Genomic DNA, 21,321 nt, shown 5'->3' on the forward strand with positions numbered 1-21,321 from the left:
CCTCCGACCGCGCTGCCGCTACGCAGTCGATGTAGCAGCTGGCGAAGCCTGCGTTCGGCTGCGCAGCAGTCGTAAAACCTGAGAGTGAAGTCATCCTGAAGGACCGCACTGCCTGATTTTGCATCTGCTTCGCAGCCGAACGCAGGCTGCGCCAGCTGCTACGGGCTGGGTTGCGGACTAAGTCAGGTAAATCTGTCCTCCTTCGTCTCTTTGACATCGCCAGCAAAAAAAGCTGCCCCTTCAATGTGGTAGACGCTCGGTTCTTCCGAAAAATATTCCTCCAAACCCATCATGAACATCCGATGGTCTTCACTCTCTTCGAAGCCCGGCGTGTGATCCTCAAGTGAAGCCCAGCGCACTATCAGGTTGAATCGCTCAGGGGTTTCAATCCCTTGCGCAAGCAAGTGGCCGCCGTAACCCTTTGCGCGGGTGAGCAAAGGCGCGACCTCGGCAAATGCACGTCTGAACATTTCAACGCGTTCTTTGTGGACGGGGAGCAGGGCGATTTCATAAATCATGGCGTTCCTCTGATATGACTTGAACGGTTAAAAGTACGCACTTACGGGATGAGCGAAGGCTCGACCGCAATCACGATTTTTCCTTGAAGGCCGTTGTTGGGACTCTCCAACCGGGCATGGGCGAGCGCAAGATCGGCAAGCGAATAGACGGCGCCGACGTGTGGCCGAAGCTGACCGCGCGCTATCAACGTGCTCAACTCATCCAGCTTGCCGCGGTTCTGTCGTGTGAACACGAAGTGATAACTGGCGTTCTTGCCCCAGGCCTGAACGAGGTTTTGTGGCTGGGCAATGTCCACAATCGAGACCACGCGGCCCAGTTGGGCGAGCACGTCGGGGCTACGCGTCAGTGTGTTGCCGCCGATGGTGTCGAACACGACATCGACTCCGAGGCCACCCGTTTCGCGGAGGGTGGCGTCGACGTAATCCTCCTTTTCGTAGTCGATGACCACATCGGCACCCATGCTTCGTGCGAACTCAAAGTTGGCTTCGCGCACAGTCGTGAAGACTCGCGCTCCAATGGCTTTTGCCACCTGAATGGCTACATGACCGACGCCCCCCGCGCCGCCGTGGATCAGAATGCTTTCCCCCACTCTGAGCGCTGCACGCTCGATCAGTGCTTCCCATACCGTGCCGCCAACCAAGGTCAGGCTTGCCGCCTCAAGATGGCTCAGGGATGGTGGCTTCTTCCCGATAATGCTTTCGTCCGCAACGTGGTACTCGGCATAACTTCCTGGCCCGTCAAATATTTGCGGGGTGTACCAGACTTCGTCACCCGGAGCGAAGGCCGTCACACCCAGCCCAACTTCTTCGACAACGCCCGATACGTCGTGTCCGGTAATGGCCGGCAGAGGCACCAGGTCGGCATAGTCACCACGTCGAACCTGATAATCCAAGGGGTTGATGGAGGTGGCGTGTACCCGCACCAGGACTTGTCCCGCACGCGGCACAGGCTTGGGCACGTCGCAGAGTTCGAACGATTCCGGGCCGCCAAATGATTTAAGCATCATCGCTTTCATTGAAAATCCTCGTATCGATAAAAAGGGATATCGAGATATCTCGATATCGTGGGGCAAAAAAATTACAGATCTGTCCCTATGATCTCGGCCAGCGCACTGATGGCCGCTTCATTGCGCTTGTAGTAGGTCCACTGACCGATGCGCCTGACTTCGACCAGGCCCACGCGTTGCAGCGTCGCAAGATAACCAGACACCGTTGACTGCGACAGCCCGATACCTTCCTGAATACTGCTGACGCAAACCCCCACCGTGAGAACGTCCCCTTCATCCTGCGGAGGGAAGTTCTTAACGGGGTCCTTCAAGCCTTTCAAGATTTGAAGGCGTGTAGGGTTTGAGAGGGCTTTGAATATTTCGAGTAGGTCCATGAGCGCAGGATATCGAGATTTATCGATATGTCAATGTGTGAAGCGACGGAGGGCGAGATTCGTAGGATGGTGGTTTTACAGAGGGGGCTTTATGGCGATAGGTGAAGGTGCCAGCCGACGGCTCCACCGATCGTTCTTGGGCGTTTTTAGTCGGGCGCGACAGGCAGAAAACGGCCAGAAGCTGCCGCTCAATGGTGTCTATCAAACCAGGGGCGATTCAGTTTCACACAGCTTGGGTCGGATAGCGACGGTCTAGCGTCGACCGTCGCATTGGGTTATCAGACTTCCATCTGTTCCGCCATTTCCAGGACTTCATCGATCTTCGACTAAAAGTCGGCATTGGATCGGTAAAAACTAGGCCTCATTACTAGAAAGATCTTGTGCTCGGTTCATTTTAACTATCGCCTGTCCTCCACCTAGAGATGCGGCCGTCCTAGGCCATCGTGCTTTTAAAAACCGGTCTTTACTAATCCAAGTGAAGCAAACCTTATCGGACTGGTTACCTCCTAATATCCGGAAGGCAGTTTCATCCTCGCCAGTGTAGAAGCCCACATGCCCGAAGCCGCTAGTCTTCGATATCCGCCAAAACACCATAATCGCTCCGAGACGCGGCTCGATGGGATCACCAAATTTTTCCCACTGACGTGCTCCTAATGGATTGGAAGGCAGTACCTCATCGACCATTGTCGCAGCAACACAATGACCGACAAATAGACCACACCAAGGCACTTCGTCTCCAGAATAATGTATATCCAGATCGTCTGCCCAGTCTAAAATTACCGGATTGTTACGCTTGCCTAACACCTCTTTAGTACCAAGGAGCTGTTGCGCTTCCGACAACCATGGAAGCAACGGCCCCCCAGGCAAGGATTTATTTTCGCCAAACAAAGCTATTATCGTATTAGGACCTACGATTCCATCCACCTCCAGCCCCATCTTTTTTTGGAACTCCTTGGTCGCTGCGATGGTTCTACGTCCCCAGATACCGTCTACTTCTCCTGGGAGAAAACCTTTCGCAATCAATGCATTCTGAATAGCTCTGATTCGTTCGCTGGCCATGCGCACCTCCTCAATTTGCTAGAAATGTTGCTATGAACAAATATTCAGGATCAATTTTGAAACAGCTTGCCCACCTAAATTTCGCCGACAGAAAAATCAAGTACATAGAGCGGTACTCGAGGAGTAGGCGTACTAGAATTCAACATTTTGAAGATTAGCCTAGATTTATAAAATAAAGAAAAACTCGTTGGCCTTCCTGAAACTCAGCACAGTACGTCCTTGCCAATCACCGACCTGTACAGTCGTTGTATGCCAGTTTTACTATGATGGCCAATTGGTGTGGCAGCGCTTGCGTTCTAGTCGAGATCAACTAATGTGTCCTAACTACGCATGCCATAAAGAAAACACCTTTAGCAAGGTCAAGCTTATGAGCAATCTCAATCGACATGAACCTTCCATATATCTATTCGGCATAGTGCTTACATCGATAATTGCTTGTTTGATCGCGACATCATCTGTCGCAGCAAACGATCAACCACCAGATGACTTTGTCCTTGTTAGGCGGGTAATCGATGCAAGGTATTTCAAAAACGATAGTTTCACCCCTCGGCATGAGGCAGGCGAGCCGCATGGCATCAACACAAAGTGGATTGACAAGGAACTACGTCCCTCCCAGAATCTCGGAGAGGCACTTGAGTCAAATATCGCTCGAGAGGTAACTGTTTCAAAGAACGAAGTATTATCGAAAGTGGTACTAAGGGAATATGGCTTTGGACAAAAAAACTCTCCGCGAGCTTACTCGGCAGTTGAGGGGAAAATACTTGAACTAAACAGTCTAAATGCTCCGGAAGCCTTGCAGGCTGGTGCCACCATCAAAATACCCGCACTACCGCGCATGGCGCTTCAAAAGCCCAATGTAGTAAATGGAAGTAATCCGATACCGAAAAGCAGCGTATACCCAAATCTAAGAAAGGTTTCATCTTACGAAGCCTTTAGCCTTGATACCCAGGCATTTACCGAGAAGCCAGTCGTATCGAAGGTTGGGCGTGATGGATCTCCATTAGTTATGCAATATTTGTGGTTGCCGAGCGACTATAAGGAGACCCTTGGGAGCTTTGGCATAAATCTACCATATGAAGAGGTTCAATCCCAAGCTATCTCAGTAGAAATGGAGTCAATAAACACCACCGAGAATGCGGCGGTTACACCCTTTCCTTCGCCTCGTGAAGGCCAAATAATAAAAGCCCAGCTTGCGGAGCCCCCGAAATTACAACCAGTGTTGATCATTCTTGATGACGGATGGCCAAATGACGAAGCGTTTGTGCGCTCAAATGATTTTGTAGCGGATGCACTAGAGATAATTAAGAGAAAATTCAATTACCCGGTGTATTTGCAAAGGCCGCCTATTCAGTCTACCGAATACCCTAAGTCAATATTTCATGCCCGATCTATAGACATGGCACTAAGCTCCCTGATTGCATTAGAGCCGAGTAGAGATTGGAAAGGGCAGAGAGTGAAAGTAGTCTATATTCCACTTTCAACAGCTCAAAAGGGCTCAAAAAAAATCCTTGAAGAATTAGTAACTCTTAGGCTAATTGATGACTTTATGCTAGACGCGAGAGGCGACCCTGTTCCCCCGGGTGAGGTAGAAATCAGACGGGAAATTGCCAAGGATATTGTTGATAGACTGAAGCAAGAAATAGGCGTGGCTAATCTTAATACAGACAAAGCAATTATTGAGTCGGTTCTTGCATTTGCGGATTTGTACTCGATTGCAAGTGGAAATCCGTATGTTGTAAATTTTTCGTGGACGACCCCCAAAAGAAAATACAAGTTCACTAACTTTGACTTTAACGAAGGGATTCTTGTTTCCGCAGCTGGGAACTCCTCATCAAGCGACTGCAAAAAATGTCTTCCAAATCTTGCTTATAGCCCGGAATGTATATGCGCAGACAATGCAGCGGCACAAGAAAGATGGTTCGCTGTTAGATCTGTAAGTAATCAGGATGTGGTGGCGGTCATGAATACAACGCACGATGGTAATCTCCAGTGTCGCTCCAGCATTGTTGGATCTAAGGAGGTGGATCCGCTGGCCATTTCATTCGATGGATATGTAAGTAGAGACATATGCGGGACAAGTTTCGCAGCACCTAGGGTTGCTTGGCTTCTTGCAGCAAAGTTGGCATATATTTCTCCAAGTATGTTGTCTGATCTTGACGCTCCAGATAGAGGTCACAAGTTAAGAGAAATGATAAGAGCAACAAGGCAAGGCGGTAATGATAGTGGTGGCAAGTATAATTTGGATATTAATAAGCTTTTTACTGATTGAGGCGATATTAATTATGAGACTTCATAAAGCGATTGCGACATTAGCAGTCCTGCCACTTCTGGTTGCGGCTTCCGGCTGCAAGCACGACTCAAAGAGTGCTTGGGCTGATGTAGCTAAGAATTGTGCTTATAGCGATTTGAATGAAAATAAGTTGCTATTTTTTGGCGCGTCAAATTCGATTGGCCCGGGTTCGATTTGGCGCTTAGTTCCAGATGGTGGAGGGTACAGATTAAGATGGGATTCAAATAAAGTTCCAGGCGATTGGATTAAGCCCGGCCAGGAATTTGATTGTCAAGGAAGCGAGTCAACAAAGCTTACAGGTGGTGCAACCGTAGACTTCGCTTCAGGTATTGCCCCGCTTTCGGCGAGTTTAAAGTCAGAACTTTCCAAAGCCAAAAGCGTGGAGGTTAAAGTCTCAAAACTGAAAACAATATTGATTGAAGAGGGTGAGTTTGAACAAGCAATCATTGCTCTTCCACAATCATCTCCCTTAAAGCAGGATCTAACAAGGCCGGGGCGTTTAATTATGTATCAAGCCGTTCTTGTATCTGGCCTTGAAGCCAAACTCGTATTTGATACAGCAGTTGGGGCAGAGGTGGGCGCCAAACTTAAAGATGGTGTTGTGCAATCAATTAATGGAGATTTAGGCGCCGGATTAAACGTAAAGTGGATTAGCAAAAATGAGCTAGTGCTATCCAGCCAAAACCCATTTTACATTGCAGGGGAACTGGCCAAGTTCGACACTGGAGGGGGATTTGCTTCCGCGAACAAATCCCAATCGTGGGAGACTGTCGAGATTCAGGAAAAACACAGCATAGGAGTCGAAACTAATTAGTTGCATGCTCAAATGAAAGTATAAGATGCATGACTAATCTCAGGACTCCAGCAACATGTCATAGGGTTCTGCCTGAGGGGTTCGTCTGTCCGAGAATCTTTGACCATACGCATGGTGGCCCTATTTAGAGCGGAGGACGTCAAAATCTTGTGGCGTCCATTCGCTGAGCTGTCATATGGGTGATGAGCGGTCGAATGTCTGCTATAGGGCCAGGATGTGTGAAAACGCGCTAAATACCTCGAAAAGTGATAGGCGCGAGGGTTGCCTATGGAATCAGCGGGCGGAAGCGCGAATTACCTTCGTCAGTGACATAGACGTTCGTAATGCCGTTTAGGCCGCGTCAGCGGCCCAAACGGCCGCTCACGGACAATCATGCGGCTGGATTCATGCTCTGATTGCTTCAAGCAGTCCTGTGATGCCGAAGATGCTGATCATTCGTTTGAGGTTGTAAGCGAGCACATGAAGGCTCATCTCAGTGCTCACCCTCGGCAGGGTTTTGGTCAGGAAGTGGGTGGCTCCCATCCAATATTTGAGCGCTCCAAAAGGATGTTCAACGGTCTGTCGACGCACCCTCATCATCGTTGGATCATGTTCTAGCCGAACCTGCATCGCGTCGACTACCGCCTCATGTTCCCAGCGCTTCACCCGGCGCTCCTTACCGGTCGTACATTGCTTGTGCATTGCGCAGGACTGGCAGCCCGAGAAGTAGTAACAATGCAAAAACATGCCGTCTTCCACCGACGAATGCCGCCTGGTCAGTAACTGCCCCGCAGGGCATCGATACTCGTCCGATGCAGCAACGTAGATGAAGTCCTGCTTACCAAATCGGCCTTCGGCTTTGCTGCCAGATGTCAGGGGTTTCGGTACGAAGGTAGTGATGCCGGCTTGCTCGCAAGCAAGGATTTCCAGACCTTTGTAATAGCCTCGGTCGGCCACCACCGTTAGCGATTCAGCCTCGATTTCTTCACGCGCTTGGTTCGCCATATTGCTCAGTTGCCCACGATCATTACCAACGTTCGTCACCTCGTGGGCAATGATCAGGTGGTGTTTGTCGTCGACAGCTGTTTGTACGTTGTAGCCAACCGTTCCGGTGCCTCGACCGCTCGTGGCCATTGAGCGTGCATCTGGATCGGTAAGAGAGATTTGCTGGTCTGGACTGTCGTGAAGCTGCGCCTCGATTTCCTTGAGTTTGTGCATCTGCTTTTTCAGTGTTTCGATCTTTTCCTTAAGCCGCTCGGCTTTGGCCTCGGCCACTTCGGGCGTTGCCCGATCCGCCGAATCCATTGCCGCCAGATATCGATCGATGCTCTGCTCGATCTGCTGCATGCGTGCCTTCACTTTGCCCTGGGTGAAGTTACGGTCGCGATTATTGACGGCTTTGAATTTGCTGCCGATGGCGATGATCGATTGGGAGAAGAGATTGAGGTTGCGGCAAAGCACTACGAACTGGCGGCATACGCTGCGAATGGCTTTGCCGTTGTCTTTGCGAAAGTCGGCAATGGTTTTGAAGTCCGGAGCCAAACGCCCCGTTAGCCACATCAACTCGACGTTGCGCTCGGTCTCACGCTCAAGCCGGCGGCTGGACTGAATCCGATTGAGGTAGCCGTAGATATAGATCTTCAGCAAGACCGCTGGGTGGTAGGCCGGACGACCCGTTGCAGTAGGATCGGCGCCCTCAAAACCAAGTGCGCCCAGGTCGAGTTCATCGACGAAAACATCGACCACGCGCACTGGATTTTCTTCGGCTACGTAATCGTCCAGACACTCCGGCAACAAGGTGACTTGCGTCCGAGCCTCGCCTTCAATAAATCGCTTCATGATCGCCCCCGCTACGATCTCGACGATCAGAAGATTAGACAATTGCGGGTGTTTTCACACAGCCTGGACCCGAAGCGGACATTCGATAAGCAACTTCTGTGAATTGGGAAGGAGATGATATGGACGAAAAAATATTCCAGTTCAGTGACATGGAGATATGGGCTCGCGGAGGTCGGCTTTTCGTAAGGTACGACGCTGGATCACATCAGGTTGTTATGCGTGAGGACGAGATTTCTGAAAAGGAGGCCAGAGAAGGTTCAATGAGTGAAGATGCCGCCATAAAAATGTTGTTCGCTTTACAAAATCGCTTGATACAGGCCGGCATCAATCCTTATGCATCGAACGCTAAGTAGCGTTTGACAAGACAAATGATGGTGGGTGTTGAGGCTTTCCAGCGATAACTCCTGCATGCAGAAGTCAGCAGTACGCTGGATCCCCATAGTAGCAAAGTCCCCCAGCTTTGAGTGACCGCTTCTGGCCGATTGCTGCCCTCCACGAAGGATAGCTTTGGGTCGAAGGCCCACGAAATTATGCACGCGCAATAAACTTAATGGCTTGTTTCGCCAGAAAAAAACGGGCGCCTTCAGCGCCCGTTTCCCTTCACTCCGCCGCCTGCGCCCGCAACCGTCGCCCAATCACATCCATCAAATCACACCCATCCCGCAACGGAATGGCCAGCAGCTTGGAAAAGTCCGACAACACCACCGTGTCGCAGCCAATCTCTGCGCGAAAGGCAATGTTTTCCAACACCTGCGTAACCGTACGAATTCGGTAATCCGCCATGGCTTGCAGCACATCGAGTGGTGCTTCGGTATCAATGAGCAGGGAGGCTGGAATCAGGTCGATTCCGGTGAGGGGCATGTATCGATTCATTGTGAAGATCTCTGTTTGATTGGCTTGAGGCCGTCACTCAGTCGTCGCCAAACGATCGGGTGGCAGCTGTGCGCAGGTTGGCGAACCGGCAACAGAGAAAACCGGCAGACCCGTAGGTCTCCCGCGCACAGCCGCCATAACAGCGGCTTTGCGGGTGCGATGATACCTGCAATGAAGCGGATAGCCTTCGCATTCTCTGAAGTCAGGTCGCCAAACCCGAATCGCCATTAGGGCGACGGCTGACTATAAGCCGCCCAATATCAGCACGGTAGGTGAGACATTCCGAGCTTCATGTAGGACCAATCACACTGAAATCTCAGACCTTTCACCTCACTTCCCTGCAAAACTAAACACAACCCCGAAATGTTCATTGCCCCTCGCTCCTAACTCACCGAAGCTATCCTCTATTAGCCCTCACGTCGTCGAGATGGACCTCCACCCCATGCAAACCCCCACCGCACCCCAACGCCCCCTCTGGAAAATCTACCTGCTTTTCCTCGCCCCGATGGTCCTGTCGAACTTCCTGCAATCCATGTCCGGCACCGTCAACAGTATCTACATCGGCCAGATGCTCGGCACTCAAGCCCTGGCGGCCGTGTCCGGCATGTTTCCCATCGTGTTTTTCTTCATCGCGCTGGTCATCGGCCTGGGCGCTGGCGCGGGTGTGTTGATCGGGCAGGCGTGGGGCGCTCGGGAGACGCATTTGGTGAAGGCGATTGCCGGGGCGACGTTGTTTTTGGGGCTGTTGATCGGGTTAGTGGCGGCGGTGGTGGGGAGTGTGTTTGCGCGGTCTTCGCTGGTGGGGTTGGGGACGCCGGTTGATGTGCTGGACGATGCGGTCGCGTATGCCCATGTGATGTTGTGGTTCATGCCGTCGCTGTTGGTGTTTGTATTGTTCACGCAGTTGCTGCGCGGGGTGAGCGACACGCTGTCGCCGTTGTTGGCGCTGGTGGTGTCGACGGTTATCGGTTTGGCGCTGACGCCGGCGTTGATTCGCGGGTGGTTGGGGTTGCCGCCGATGGGGATTCAGAGTGCGGCGTTTGCCGGGTTGGCGGGCAATCTGGTGGCGATGGGGTGGCTGGCGTGGCGGTTGATTCGTCGCGGGCATCCGTTGGCGCCGGACCGCGAGTTTTTTGCGGCGATGAAGCTGGATTGGGCGATCCTCGGCAAGGTGTTGCGCATCGGTTTGCCCACCGGGTTGCAGATGGTGGTGTTGTCGCTGTCGGAGCTGGTGATTCTGGCACTGGTGAACCAGCACGGGTCCCAGGCGACGGCGGCGTATGGCGCGGTGACGCAGATCGTCAATTACGTGCAGTTCCCGGCGTTGTCGATTGCGATCACGGCATCGATCCTCGGCGCGCAGGCGATCGGGGCAGGGCGCATTGAGCGCATCGGGCCAATCTTGAAGACCGGGTTGATGATCAACGTGTGCCTGACCGGTGGGTTGATTGTGCTCGGCTACTTGTTGTCGAGCTGGTTGCTGGCGTCGTTTCTCACAGAAGAGGCGACGTTGAATATGGCTGAGCACCTGTTGCACATCATGCTCTGGAGCCTGTTGGTGTTCGGCTTCCAGGCGATCATCGGCGGGATCATGCGCGCCAGCGGCACGGTGATGGTGCCGGTGGCGATCTCGATTGTTTGCGTGGTGTGCGTGCAGTTGCCGGTGGCTTATTTGCTGGATGCGCGGTTCGGGTTGCAAGGGGTATGGATGGCGTTTCCGGTGGCGTATCTGGGGATGCTGGCGTTACAGACGTTGTATTACAAACTGGTGTGGCAGCATCAGAAGATTGAGCGGTTGGTTTAGGTAGTGATGTTTGTTTGCTCGCGAAGGTGGTGTCAGTTGAGGTAGATGTTGATTGGGCTGACGTCTTCGCGGGCAAGCCCGCTCCCACAGGGATTGTGTGGAACGGGGCTGTGGTGTTCGCATGCCCGACTTGATGTTGGGGGCTGTCGAACCGACAATCCATCGGGGGAGGTTAACCATCAGGCGTAATCGCCTGGGGAGGTTTTCATATGGGTCCCTCATCGCAAACCATCCTGCAAAACCGCGCCGCCGCCGGGCGGCGGCTGGTGGAGCCGCTGCTCCAATACGCCCATCGATCTGACGTTATCGTGCTGGCCTTGCCCCGTGGCGGGGTGCCGGTGGCTTATGAGGTGGCCACGGCGCTTGGGGTGCGCCTGGACTTGATGCTGGTGCGCAAGCTCGGGGTGCCGTCGCATCAGGAGTTCGCCATGGGCGCGATTGCCAGTGGCGGCATCCAGATTCTCAATGAGCAGGCGCTAAAGGCACACCCCATTGTTAAAGCCGCGTTCGATGCCGTGGTCGACCGGGAAAGCAAGGAATTGCTGCGCCGTGAGCAGGTGTATCGCGGCAATCGGCCGCCGCTGCAACTCAAGGATCAGGTAGTGATTCTGGTCGACGATGGCATGGCGACCGGCGCCTCGATGATGGCGGCGATCAAGGCTGCGCGGGTGCATGCGCCCTCGCGCATCGTCGTTGCCGTGCCCGTGGCGCCGATTGAAACCGCCGAGGCGTTGCGCAGCGAAGTGGATGAGCTGGTCTGCCCGCTGATGCCTGACTGGATGATGTCGATCGGTTATTGGTACATGGATTTTTCCCAGACGTCGGATAGGGAAGTCATGGATCTGTTGCAACGGGCGTGGGGCAAAGAGGGCGGCTGATTGTCACCGAGCCGCCTAGAGTATGTCGCCGTGTCGACAACGCCGAACAGGACCGCATCAGGGAAGCCATCGTGCTGAAGCGGCTGGCACAAACCGCCAATTTTTGCTTTAGTCCACGGTGCGTTCGACACCTCAATCCCTGAGGGGCTTCGGCCCGGAGAGTCGCATGAGCTCTCGATTTCTTCAATTCACTGTATTGGTAGCCGTGCTTGCGATTGGCGGTTTATCCAGCGCCTGCGCGGTCGAGTACGCGGATGTGAATCCGACCGCCAGCAAGATCAGCTTCACATACGATCAGATGGGCGCGCGGGTGTATGGCACGTTCAGCAAGTTCGAGGGGACCCTCGATTTCGATACCGCGCGTCCCGAAGAAGCTCACGCCGCGCTGACCATCGACCTTGCCAGCATCGACGTCGACAGCGATGACGCCAGGACCGAACTGCCCAAGCCCGCCTGGTTCGATACGGCGGCTTATCCGCAGGCAAACTTTGAGTCGACTCGAATCAAAGACCTCGCCAATAACCGCTATTTGATCACCGGCAACCTCACGCTGCGCGGGCTGACCCACGAAGTGGATGTGCCGGTTTTGCTCAAGGCCGAGGGCGGTATCGGTATTTTCGTCGGCGAGCTGACGCTCAAGCGCAACGACTTCAAGATCGGAGAGGGTGAGTGGGCCGACAGCGTTGTTTCCAACGAGATCAATATCCAGTTTCGGATGGTTGCGCCGCAGCGCTAGCGGGCGTGCATGGGCAGTCACATTTGAAGGGAGATGAACATGCCAAAGAAAATCATCGTCGCATTCGACGGCACCTGGAACTTGCCTGATCAGGCGCCGGAGATCGATGGCGACGCCAGCACCAATGTGGTCAAGCTCCATGACGCGATCCTGTCCAGTCAGAAGGACGGGACGGTGCAGAAGAAAATCTATGTCTCCGGCGTGGGCACCGACTGGTACGACAAACTCGAGGGTGGGGCATTCGGGGTTGGCCTGTCGAAGAAAATCAAGGAAGGCTACGTCGCGTTGGCCAAAAGCTACGAAGAGGGCGATCAGGTTTTCATTTTCGGTTTCAGTCGCGGGGCCTATTCCGCGCGAAGCCTGGTGGGGCTGATCCGCAATGTCGGGCTGCTGACAAAAAAACACATCGACCGTATCGATGAGGCCTACACCTTGTACCGCACCCGCGATTCAAGCGCGGATACGGAGAACGCCCGGTTCTTCCGCCAGAGTTACTCCCGGGAAATCGACATCCACTTTCTGGGTGTCTGGGACACGGTCGGTGCGCTGGGTGTGCCGTTCAAATCGGCTGAGTGGTTCAATCACAAGTATTACGAATTTCACGACACCGAACTCAGCGGGATCGTACGCAATGCCTTCCATGCCATCGCCATTGATGAACATCGGGCCAATTACGAATGCACACTGTGGGACCCGATTGCCAAGCCGAATCAGGTGATGGAGCAGGTCTGGTTTTGCGGAGCGCATGCCAACGTGGGGGGCGGTTACGCCGATAACAATCTGTCGGATGTTCCGCTGCGGTGGATGGCCAATAAAGCCATGGATTGCGGGCTGGAACTGAACCCGAAGAAGCTCCCCCGACAGTCAAATGCATTGTCCGATATCACTGACTCTTACAAAGACTTCCTCGGTGGTACTTACCGATTGTTGAACGCGCGCTATTTCCGGCCTATCGGCAAGACGCCATTCGGCCAGGAGTGTTTCGATGACAGCGTGCAGCAACGGGTGGTCGCTTCAGGAACGTATCGGCCGAAAAATCATGTGGATGTGTATTTGGCGGGGACTTACAGGCCTGTGAACAAAATTGGTTGATCCCACAGGGATCTGCTGTGGACACATGATCTGTGGATGACATCAAACCAATGTGTGCGAGCGTGCGCTCAATGGCGGCTAAACAGTCAACAAGGAACGACCAACGCCCGGTCCACATTGCCTGAACCGGGCGTCAATCATTTACCCCATCACTTCGCCGTTATCGGCACTGTCACCGCCTGCCCGAAGGCCGAGCGTATGGTCGCGGTCGGGCTCGGTGTCGGGCCGGCGCCGGTGGTGCTGACCGACACTCTCCAGCGCGCTCCGGTGCCGGTTGGCGTGAGGATTGCGTTGCCGAGGCTGAGCGGGCCGGCGGTGGTGGACACGGTCACGGTCAGCGTATTGCCGGTGCCGCGCGAGGTGGTACCCGCCAGGTCCCAGGTGTAACGGCTGTTGCTGCGGGACGTGACAGAGGCGCTGGTGACCACCAGATCTTCGTCGACCGCCGCCCCTGTGACCGCCACGGAGACCGTTGCCGGTTCCGAGACCGCGTTCTTGGCGTCGCTGGCCTGATAGGTGAAGGTCGCCGTGAACGGCGCCGTGACGGTGGCCGGTGGCGTGTAGATCACCCGCACACCATCGGTGCTGACCGTGCCCTGGCCGGAATCCGGTTGCGCCAGTCCCACCACTTTCAACGGCACGTTGCCATCCGGATCGGTGTCGTTGGCCAAGACGTTGATGGTCACCGGCTGGCCATTGTTGCTGGCGGCACTGTCGGCGTTGGCAATCGGTTTCTTGTTCTGGCCTTCGTTGTCGTCATCGTCGTCATCACTACCGTTGCCATCGCCATTGCGGAAGGTTGGCAGTGCGGCGGAGTTGACGTAGGTGACACCGTCCCAACCCGGCAGCGGCGTTGGCATCAGCTGGAACTGACCTGGATGCTCGATATCCCAACGCAGCAGCATCGAAGAGTCCTCGTGCTGAGTGTTGTGGCAGTGCTCCATGTAGGTCCCGGCGAACTCGCGGAAGTGAATCGCCATTTCCACATCGACCGAACTGTCGATGCCTTCGCCGATGCGATACACGTCCTTGCGTGCCCATTTTTCCCATTCCGGTGGCGCCTTGCCGTCGCGGCTGAGGACGATGCCCTCCTCGAAATGCACATGCACCGGGTGGTTCCAGCCATTGCCGCCGTTCTTGATTTTCCACACTTCCAGCGTACCGTCGCCGACGTAGCCGCCATCGGTCGGGCCGTTGGCCAGTTGCGGTGCTGCGTTGAGCCGGCGAGGGTCCATGCTGTAGCCGAAACCGCCGTCGGTCTTGATGGTCCACGGCGCTTCATCAGTGCCGTCGGAGCGACCGAAAATGAACTCGCGGTGCCGCGCCAGTTTGAGCTTGGCCTGGACCTGCGGATCGTCACGATTGAGGGTCAGCGGGATCATGGTTTTGCCGGCGGCTTTTCCCGGTTTGGCGGGTTCGTAGTCGGCGGGGTTCATGCTGACATCCGTACCGGAGTAAGGCTGCACAATCATTTGCATGAACTTGCCGACCACCGGGTCGCCTTTGTCCCATTCCGGGCCTTTGCTGCCTTGCTTGATCACCGCTTTGTACTTCTCGGACAGCACGTCAGCCAGGCTCAGGCCGTTCTTCTCCGGACCCTTGCCGGTCTTGTGTTCCATCAGGTTGACGAAGTACAGCTTGTCGCCGGTCTTGATCCCGTTTTTCGCGAAGTTGACGATGATGTCGTAGCGTTCGGCGATGCCTTGGGTTGGCAGGATCGCGTTGTGGTTCTGCTTATCGCCGTCGCCGTCCAGGTCCATGCTGCCGTCGAATGGTATGGCGTGTTCCATGAGGTTGCCGTCGTTGCCGATCATGTGGAAAGGCACGCGGGTATAGGACACGTTGGAGCCGGCCGGCCCTGGATATTCGCCACCGTTGCCGGCGATTTCACGTACCAGTGCGATCCGGAAGTAGCGCGACACCGAGCCGTTGAGAATGCGGAAACGATAACTGCGCGCCCGAACTTTCAGGCGCGGCTCGTACTGCCAGTTGACCAGGATCTGGTCGCCGAGAAAGCCGTCGGTGTTGAACGGGTTGAACCACAGTTGACCATTGCCGTCCCAGGCCTTGTCGGCCACCACCAGGTTCACATCGTAGTCGCGGTTACCCCAAGGCAGCGCCGAACCGCTGGGCAGGCGCAGGTTGACGCCGTCTTCCAGCGCTTCGTTGCCACGGTCGAGGGCGCTGTAGTAGTTCATCATCACCGCGTTGCCCTTGTAGACGTTTTGCGCGGTGAAATCGAGCATGTGGTCGTGGAACCAGTGGGTGCTCATCGTTTCACGCCAGTCGCCACGGATCTTGATGCTGCCGTTGTCGCAGGTCTTGAGGCCCGGGTTGGCATCGTTGACGAACAGGGTTTCGCCCGGTGCGCAGGGGAACGCCGCGCGCGGGTCATGGGCGTCGGTGTTGATGGTGTCGTAACCGGCGAGTTGCAGCGGCCAGCGATAGTCGTAGTACTGACCCGGAAAGAAGAACGCGTTGGTGTAGCCGTCGCTTTCAGCCGGGGAGTGGCCGTTGTGTTCGTGGGTGCTGATGGTGTGCAGGCCGAAACCGGCGTTGGCGGCCGGGTCGATTGGCAGGGCGTTGTAGTGACGCATCAGTACCGGTTGGCCGTAGCGCACCATCAACAGTTTTGGCGGAAAGGTGCCGTCGAAGGTCCACAGTGATTTGTGATTCTGTATCGGAAAGTTGGGGTGGAAACGGGTGTCGATACCTTTGGTTGTGCCCGTTGTGGTCGGGATGTCCGAGGTCTGGTAGTACAGCCCGCCAGGCCCGAATTCACCGACGGCATAGTTGTGAAGTTGCCGCCGATCGCGCATGCCGCCATTGAGTTTGGCGCCCGCTTGCACGGTCTTGAAGGCGACCTGCGGGTAGAACTCGTTCCAGCGTTGATGCGACCAACCCTTTCCTGGTGGACGCCCCTCGGCCGGGGAGCCGACCGGATGGCGGTTGAGGAAAGCTTCGATCTGCGCTTTCCACGGGTTGCGGTCCAGTACGTTGGAGAACTGTGACGGGAACGGGTACAAACCCGGTTGGCGCATGAAGGCTTCCAGCGCCGTGGCGGATGGCCCGCTGCGGGCGACGTTGTCCGGATCCTGTTGCGGCAACGGACCGACTGAGGGCACCGGGAATGTCAGTGGCGGTGCCGGAAGGGTAGGGTCGAGTTTTTCCGTACCGAATTCTTCGAACAACAACAGTTGCTGGGTGTACGGCAGCGCCCCGAACAACGGGCTGGGTTTGCCGTTGGTGGGGTAATTGAACGAGGTCTGCAGACTCGGCGGCAGCACGTTCTCGGCGCGCGGTGAATTGCGGTCGCCGTACACGCCGTTGGGATAGGCAATCGCGCCCTCGTTGGCTTCGGGCATACCTTTCAATGCCTCGAGCGCGGCTGCGGCAGCTACCGGATCAGCGGGCAGCGGGTAGTAGGCCGAGGGGTCCGTCGGTGGCGGTTCGCTGACATCGTCGAGTGGTGCGGCATTGGCCGTTGCCAATGTCATCAGCATCGCTGAGGCGAGCCCGGACATGCGCCAATAGCTGGGTGAACTGAGTTGTGGTGTTTCACGCTTCATTTTTTTCCCCTCGCGTCATGCCAAATCGGCGAAACCCGCCATCCCGTTCTGGAACGACAGCTGCTGCGGTAGTGGGTGAAGTGCAACTGTTGGGCCATCACTTGGGCCGGGAGAAAAAGTGCTAATGAATTAGTAAGTTGTTTCAGAGTGTTTCTGCTCGCTTACAGAAACGGGTGGGGCATATTCCGCGCTTACGGGGGAAATCCCCTTATTTCATTGGGTTACTTTCACCAATGGTGGGGTGGTCTTGCCAAAGTATGTTGGCTTGGAAGAAAATGAGAGTCATTATCAAATAAATTTGTTTCGGGCCTTTTCCATGTCCTCCGCCGACCTCTCGCTGCAACACGCCGTGCACACGCTTTACGAGGAACACCACAGTTGGTTGTGTGGCTGGCTGCGCAAACGGCTGGGTTGCAATCACAACGCAGCGGATCTGGCCCAGGACACTTTTATTCGCGTCCTCACTCAACGCAAGGTTCAGGAATTGCGCGAACCGCGCGCCTACCTCAGCACCATCGCCCGCAGCCTGATGATCGACATGTTCCGCCGACGAGCGCTGGAGCAGGCCTATCTGGAAACCTTGGCCAACGCTCCGGAGCCGGTGGCTGTCTCGCCGGAAACCCGTTCGCTGATCATCGAAACCCTGATGGAAATCGATCGTTTGCTGGACGGCCTGGGTGAGCGAACCCGCGAGATTTTCCTGTTGGCCCAGCTCGATGGCCTGAGCTATGTCGAGATCGGCCGACGCCTGAATGTCTCGGTGACCACGGTCAAGAAGCATGCGGTGCGCGCCCTGACGCACTGCCTGTTGCTGATCGAGGACTGAGCCGTGGCCCAAGCGCAACCGCTCGATTACGCGACCCTTGAAGCCGCCGCACGCTGGTACGTCGACTTGCGCGGCGAGGTGCCGGACGAGGCCGTTCGCGAAGCGCATCGGCGTTGGCTGGAACGCGACCCTCGACATGTACAGGCATGGGAGCGTCTGTCGCGCTTGCAGGACAAACTCGGGCAAGTCACTCCCGCCGTCGCCCGTCCGACCCTGGCCAGTGCCCGCGCCAAACGCCGCGATGTGCTCAAGGTCTTGTCGATTCTGTTGATGGCGGGCGGAGCAGGGACATTGGCCTGGAACACTACGTCACTGCCAACGTTGATGGCCGACCAGCGCACCGGCACTGGCGAGCGTCGCCGTGTGCGGCTCGACGATGGCAGCCAGTTGCAACTCAACACGGCAACGGCGGTGGACATTCGCTACAGCGATACCCTGCGCGAAATCCGTTTGCTCGAAGGCGAAATCCAGATTGAAACGGCGCCCGACGCGTTGGCGCGACCCTTTGTGGTCCACACCGCCGAAGGCAGCATCCGCGCCCTGGGCACCCGTTTTGTCGTGCGGCGTGATGCGGAGCAAAGCCTGGTCAGCGTGCAGGAGCATGCGGTCGAGGTGCGCTGCGCCGATCTGTCCGGGTCTGCGGTGCGCGTCGACGCCGGCCAGCAATTGAGCTTTCGCCGCGACGCCATCGACGCGGTGCAGCGAGCCACTCCGCAGTTGGATGCCTGGACCCGGGACATGCTGGTGGTCAATGACTGGCGCCTGGGTGATTTTGTCCGCGAACTTCAGCGTTATCGTCCCGGCCATCTGGGGTGTGAGCCGGCGGTGGCGGCGCTACGGATTTCCGGCGCGTTTCATTTGGGCAGCACCGACACGGTCCTCGACAACCTGACCTCGACCTTGCCTGTGCGCATACGTCGTTTCAGCCGTTTTTGGACCCGCGTGGAGCCGGTCTGAGTGATCGATCGAAAAAAATCTTCTTGGGGGTTATTGATTTCGATTCTCGTTCGACTTGGTAGTTAGAGGCGCACATAGACGCCGCCATTTACTGCCACTAACGGGCGAAAGGACACCGCATGACCCCTCGCAATTCCCAACTGAACATTTCTACCCAGCCATCCGTCAGACCCTTGAGCCGTGCCGTGCATGCCGCACTGCTCGGTATGGCGCTGGCCGCCCCGTTGGGCATGGCGGTGGTGGCGCAACCGGCCTGGGCGCAAACCACGGGCGAAACCGAATTCGACATTCCGGCCGGTCCGCTGGGTTCGGCATTGACCCAATTCGCCGGCACCGCCGGCGTCACCGTTTCCTTCGAACCGACCTCTGCCAACGGCCAGCAAACGGCGGGATTGCGGGGTCGTTATTCGGTGGATGCCGGCCTGCGCCAGCTACTGGCCGGGAGCAAGCTCGAAGCGGTGCGTCACGACAATGGCAGTTATTCACTGTTGCCGATCGTTGGGGCGGGCGCGGCGATCCAGTTGGGCGCCACCAGCATTTCGGGGGTTGCCGTGGAGTCGGCCTACGGTCCGGTGGACGGTTACGTTGCGACCCGCAGCGCCACCGGCACCAAGACCGATACGCCGATTCTGGAAATCCCGCAGACCATCAACGTGGTCACTGCCGACCAGGTCGAAGCCCAAGGCGCGCGCAACCTGACCCAGGCCCTGCGTTACACACCGGGGCTGAACACCAGCGGCTACACCGACCGCAACTCGATTGCCGATGAAATCACCAGCCGTGGTTTCGCGCCGACGCCGCTGTATCTCGATGGCGCCTACATTCCCTACGCAGGCAGCCTCGGCGGCGCGCCGCAAATCGACCCGTACACCCTGGAGCGCATCGAAGTGCTCAAGGGGCCGTCGTCGGTACTCTACGGGCAGAACCAGCCGGGCGGCCTGATCAACATGGTCTCCAAGCGCCCGACCACCGAACAGCGCAGCCAGATCAAACTGGGGGCGGGCAGTTACGACCGGGTCAACGGCGCCTTCGACACCAGCGGCCCGATCGACGAACAGAAACAGTTCACCTATCGCCTCATCGGCGTCGCCGACAAGGGTGGTGAGCAAGTCGAGCACAACAGCAGCGAACGCATGCTGCTGGCGCCGAGCCTGACCTGGGCGCCGACCGAGGACACCTTCCTGACCCTGTTGGCACAAGTCCAGCGCGATGACGGCATACCGGATTATCAGTCGCTGCCAAGAATCGGCTCGCTGGATCGTGGTCCCAACGGCGAACGAATCAACCGCGACTTCTTTTCCGGCGATACCAACTTCAACGATTACAAACGTGACCAGTACGTCTTCGGCTACGACTTCAGCCACAACATCTCCGATGACTTGAAGTACCGCTCCACCGCGCGTTACACCGACGTACGCGACCGCTACAAAGGCTTCTACCTGCGCAGCTTCGTCACCGATGATGCCGGCGTGACCGATTTCACCCGGGCCAACCGCGCCAAGGTCGACTGGCGCCAGCACAACATCGCCTACACCATCGATAACAACCTGGAATACAAATTCAACACCGGCGCCCTGGAGCACACCACGCTGGCGGGCGTGGACTATCGGCATTTCTCTCGCAAGTACGACGGCTACAACGCCAGCAACGTGTTGCCGGTCGACCTGTACGGCAAGAACAACTACGACACCAGCAGCGTGATGCCGACACTGACCACCAAGTGGGACAACACCCTGCGCCAGACCGGCGTGTACCTGCAGGACCAGATCAAACTGGACCAGTGGATCCTGACCATCGGCGGTCGTCAGGACTGGGCGGAAATCGACAACAAGGACTTGCTGGCGTCGACCCGTGAATCCAAGCGCGACAACAAGTTCACCGGGCGAGTGGGCCTGACTTACGTCACCGATTTCGGCCTGGCGCCGTATGTCAGCTACTCGGAATCTTTCCTGCCGACGCTGGGCACCGCCGCTCCTGAGCGTGGCGGCAAGGCCTTCGAGCCGACCGAGGGTCAGCAGTACGAAGTGGGCGTGAAGTACCAGCCGTTCGAGAAAACCCTGATCACCGCGTCGGTGTATGAGATCAAGCAGAAGAACGTATTGACCGGCGATGATGACTATCCGGAGTACATGTCCCAGGGCGGTGAAGTGCGTTCGCGCGGCGTCGAACTGGAAGTCAAATCCAGCATCGACAACGTCGACATCCTGGCCGCCGCCAGCTACATGGACTCGTTCTACACCAAGGACAGCTGGGGCAACGAAGACAATCGCAACGAAGCGCAGTCGCCAGTTTCGGCGTCGTTGTGGGTCGACTACCACTTCACCCAGGCCACGCTCAATGGCCTGACGTTCGGTGCCGGAGCGCGCTACACCGGACGCAAACCGGGTGATGCGGCCAACTCGTTCGACGTGCCATCGTGGGTCGTCTACGACGCCACCGTCAGCTACGACATGGGCAAACTCGACCCGAGCCTGCGCGGTTTGCAGACTCGCCTGAACGTGCAGAATATCTTCGATCGTGAGTACGTGTCGGACTGCAACTACTCGTTCGGTTGCTACTACGGGCAGGAGCGGGTGGCGTCGGTCGATATGACTTACGACTTCTGATCTCCGCCGAAGCTACTGACGCCATCGCGAGCAGGCTCACTCCCACAGTCGATCCGAGTTCAACCAAGCAACCCGGTCTCCTGTGGGAGCGGGCTTGCCC

General features: G+C 56.3%; 17 protein-coding genes. 10 read left to right on the plus strand and 7 right to left on the minus strand.

The genetic code is table 11. The annotated features are described in order from the left end of the window. Nucleotides 1–182: 182 nt before the first annotated feature. From ACM110_RS14990 to ACM110_RS15005, 4 genes are all read right to left on the minus strand, one after another. Nucleotides 183–518: an antibiotic biosynthesis monooxygenase family protein gene (locus ACM110_RS14990; protein ID WP_416128371.1), complete on the minus strand. Its 336-nt coding sequence runs from the start codon at nt 516–518 to the stop codon at nt 183–185. A 41-nt stretch (nt 519–559) separates the two neighbouring features. After that, entirely contained in the window at nt 560–1,534 is a 975-nt protein-coding gene (locus tag ACM110_RS14995) for a zinc-dependent alcohol dehydrogenase family protein (protein ID WP_416128372.1), read from the minus strand. Between the two features lie 62 nt (nt 1,535–1,596). Beyond that, nucleotides 1,597–1,899 (minus strand): ArsR/SmtB family transcription factor, encoded by a 303-nt coding sequence (locus tag ACM110_RS15000; RefSeq protein WP_217873097.1) that lies wholly within the window; start codon nt 1,897–1,899, stop codon nt 1,597–1,599. A gap of 354 nt (nt 1,900–2,253) precedes the next feature. Then, complete coding sequence (locus ACM110_RS15005) at nt 2,254–2,958, minus strand: TIGR02594 family protein (protein WP_416128373.1); 705 nt, start codon at nt 2,956–2,958, stop codon at nt 2,254–2,256. A gap of 367 nt (nt 2,959–3,325) precedes the next feature. Here ACM110_RS15005 and ACM110_RS15010 point away from each other — a divergent pair, with 367 nt between their 5' ends. Next, the gene (locus ACM110_RS15010) at nt 3,326–5,227 is read left to right on the plus strand and encodes a S8/S53 family peptidase (RefSeq protein ID WP_416128374.1); all 1,902 of its coding nucleotides are present in this window, start codon (nt 3,326–3,328) and stop codon (nt 5,225–5,227) included. A 13-nt stretch (nt 5,228–5,240) separates the two neighbouring features. Beyond that, nucleotides 5,241–6,062: a hypothetical protein gene (locus ACM110_RS15015; protein WP_416128375.1), complete on the plus strand. Its 822-nt coding sequence runs from the start codon at nt 5,241–5,243 to the stop codon at nt 6,060–6,062. Nucleotides 6,063–6,446: 384 nt separating this feature from the next. On the opposite strand, the gene ACM110_RS15020 is transcribed toward ACM110_RS15015, so the two are convergent. Further along, on the minus strand, nt 6,447–7,880 hold the full coding sequence (locus ACM110_RS15020) for an IS1182 family transposase (protein WP_416128376.1): 1,434 nt from the start codon (nt 7,878–7,880) through the stop codon (nt 6,447–6,449). 119 nt (nt 7,881–7,999) lie between these two features. Between ACM110_RS15020 and ACM110_RS15025 the strand changes: the two genes are divergently transcribed. Beyond that, complete coding sequence (locus tag ACM110_RS15025) at nt 8,000–8,233, plus strand: hypothetical protein (protein WP_416128377.1); 234 nt, start codon at nt 8,000–8,002, stop codon at nt 8,231–8,233. 247 nt (nt 8,234–8,480) lie between these two features. Here the strand turns inward: ACM110_RS15025 and ACM110_RS15030 are convergent, their stop codons facing one another. After that, a complete protein-coding gene (locus tag ACM110_RS15030; RefSeq protein WP_416128378.1) occupies nt 8,481–8,753 on the minus strand; it encodes a hypothetical protein in 273 nt (90 codons plus the stop codon). 442 nt (nt 8,754–9,195) lie between these two features. On the opposite strand from ACM110_RS15030, the gene ACM110_RS15035 reads away from it, so the two are divergent. The 4 genes from ACM110_RS15035 to ACM110_RS15050 all read left to right on the plus strand — a co-directional run bounded on the left by ACM110_RS15035 (nt 9,196) and on the right by ACM110_RS15050 (nt 13,263). Then, entirely contained in the window at nt 9,196–10,557 is a 1,362-nt protein-coding gene (locus ACM110_RS15035) for an MATE family efflux transporter (RefSeq protein WP_416128379.1), read from the plus strand. Nucleotides 10,558–10,766: 209 nt separating this feature from the next. After that, nucleotides 10,767–11,435, plus strand: a complete 669-nt coding sequence (locus ACM110_RS15040) for a phosphoribosyltransferase (RefSeq protein WP_416128380.1) — start codon at nt 10,767–10,769, stop codon at nt 11,433–11,435. A gap of 166 nt (nt 11,436–11,601) precedes the next feature. Beyond that, nucleotides 11,602–12,171: a YceI family protein gene (locus tag ACM110_RS15045; protein WP_416128381.1), complete on the plus strand. Its 570-nt coding sequence runs from the start codon at nt 11,602–11,604 to the stop codon at nt 12,169–12,171. Nucleotides 12,172–12,210: 39 nt separating this feature from the next. Further along, nucleotides 12,211–13,263 (plus strand): DUF2235 domain-containing protein, encoded by a 1,053-nt coding sequence (locus tag ACM110_RS15050; protein ID WP_416128382.1) that lies wholly within the window; start codon nt 12,211–12,213, stop codon nt 13,261–13,263. Between the two features lie 149 nt (nt 13,264–13,412). Here the strand turns inward: ACM110_RS15050 and ACM110_RS15055 are convergent, their stop codons facing one another. Further along, nucleotides 13,413–16,787, minus strand: coding sequence for an Ig-like domain-containing protein (locus ACM110_RS15055; protein WP_416128523.1), 3,375 nt, complete (start codon nt 16,785–16,787; stop codon nt 13,413–13,415). A gap of 361 nt (nt 16,788–17,148) precedes the next feature. Between ACM110_RS15055 and ACM110_RS15060 the strand changes: the two genes are divergently transcribed. The 3 genes from ACM110_RS15060 (at nt 17,149) to ACM110_RS15070 (ending at nt 21,221) form a co-directional block, all read left to right on the plus strand. Further along, nucleotides 17,149–17,658: a sigma-70 family RNA polymerase sigma factor gene (locus tag ACM110_RS15060; RefSeq protein ID WP_338581764.1), complete on the plus strand. Its 510-nt coding sequence runs from the start codon at nt 17,149–17,151 to the stop codon at nt 17,656–17,658. 3 nt (nt 17,659–17,661) lie between these two features. Further along, complete coding sequence (locus tag ACM110_RS15065; RefSeq protein ID WP_416128383.1) at nt 17,662–18,615, plus strand: FecR domain-containing protein; 954 nt, start codon at nt 17,662–17,664, stop codon at nt 18,613–18,615. A gap of 119 nt (nt 18,616–18,734) precedes the next feature. Continuing rightward, nucleotides 18,735–21,221, plus strand: coding sequence for a TonB-dependent siderophore receptor (locus ACM110_RS15070; protein ID WP_416128384.1), 2,487 nt, complete (start codon nt 18,735–18,737; stop codon nt 21,219–21,221). Nucleotides 21,222–21,321 lie beyond the last annotated feature (100 nt).

Origin of the sequence: Pseudomonas sp. NFX98 (genome assembly GCF_047784845.1) — a bacterium.
GTDB lineage: Bacteria > Pseudomonadota > Gammaproteobacteria > Pseudomonadales > Pseudomonadaceae > Aquipseudomonas.

Coding starts and splice junctions, on each gene's coding strand:
- ACM110_RS14990 (WP_416128371.1), bottom strand. CDS start 518: ATGATTTATGAAATCGCCCTGCTCCCCGTCCACAAAGAACGCGTTGAA.
- ACM110_RS14995 (WP_416128372.1), bottom strand. CDS start 1,534: ATGAAAGCGATGATGCTTAAATCATTTGGCGGCCCGGAATCGTTCGAA.
- ACM110_RS15000 (WP_217873097.1), bottom strand. CDS start 1,899: ATGGACCTACTCGAAATATTCAAAGCCCTCTCAAACCCTACACGCCTT.
- ACM110_RS15005 (WP_416128373.1), bottom strand. CDS start 2,958: ATGGCCAGCGAACGAATCAGAGCTATTCAGAATGCATTGATTGCGAAA.
- ACM110_RS15010 (WP_416128374.1), top strand. CDS start 3,326: ATGAGCAATCTCAATCGACATGAACCTTCCATATATCTATTCGGCATA.
- ACM110_RS15015 (WP_416128375.1), top strand. CDS start 5,241: ATGAGACTTCATAAAGCGATTGCGACATTAGCAGTCCTGCCACTTCTG.
- ACM110_RS15020 (WP_416128376.1), bottom strand. CDS start 7,880: ATGAAGCGATTTATTGAAGGCGAGGCTCGGACGCAAGTCACCTTGTTG.
- ACM110_RS15025 (WP_416128377.1), top strand. CDS start 8,000: ATGGACGAAAAAATATTCCAGTTCAGTGACATGGAGATATGGGCTCGC.
- ACM110_RS15030 (WP_416128378.1), bottom strand. CDS start 8,753: ATGAATCGATACATGCCCCTCACCGGAATCGACCTGATTCCAGCCTCC.
- ACM110_RS15035 (WP_416128379.1), top strand. CDS start 9,196: ATGCAAACCCCCACCGCACCCCAACGCCCCCTCTGGAAAATCTACCTG.
- ACM110_RS15040 (WP_416128380.1), top strand. CDS start 10,767: ATGGGTCCCTCATCGCAAACCATCCTGCAAAACCGCGCCGCCGCCGGG.
- ACM110_RS15045 (WP_416128381.1), top strand. CDS start 11,602: ATGAGCTCTCGATTTCTTCAATTCACTGTATTGGTAGCCGTGCTTGCG.
- ACM110_RS15050 (WP_416128382.1), top strand. CDS start 12,211: ATGCCAAAGAAAATCATCGTCGCATTCGACGGCACCTGGAACTTGCCT.
- ACM110_RS15055 (WP_416128523.1), bottom strand. CDS start 16,787: ATGTCCGGGCTCGCCTCAGCGATGCTGATGACATTGGCAACGGCCAAT.
- ACM110_RS15060 (WP_338581764.1), top strand. CDS start 17,149: ATGTCCTCCGCCGACCTCTCGCTGCAACACGCCGTGCACACGCTTTAC.
- ACM110_RS15070 (WP_416128384.1), top strand. CDS start 18,735: ATGACCCCTCGCAATTCCCAACTGAACATTTCTACCCAGCCATCCGTC.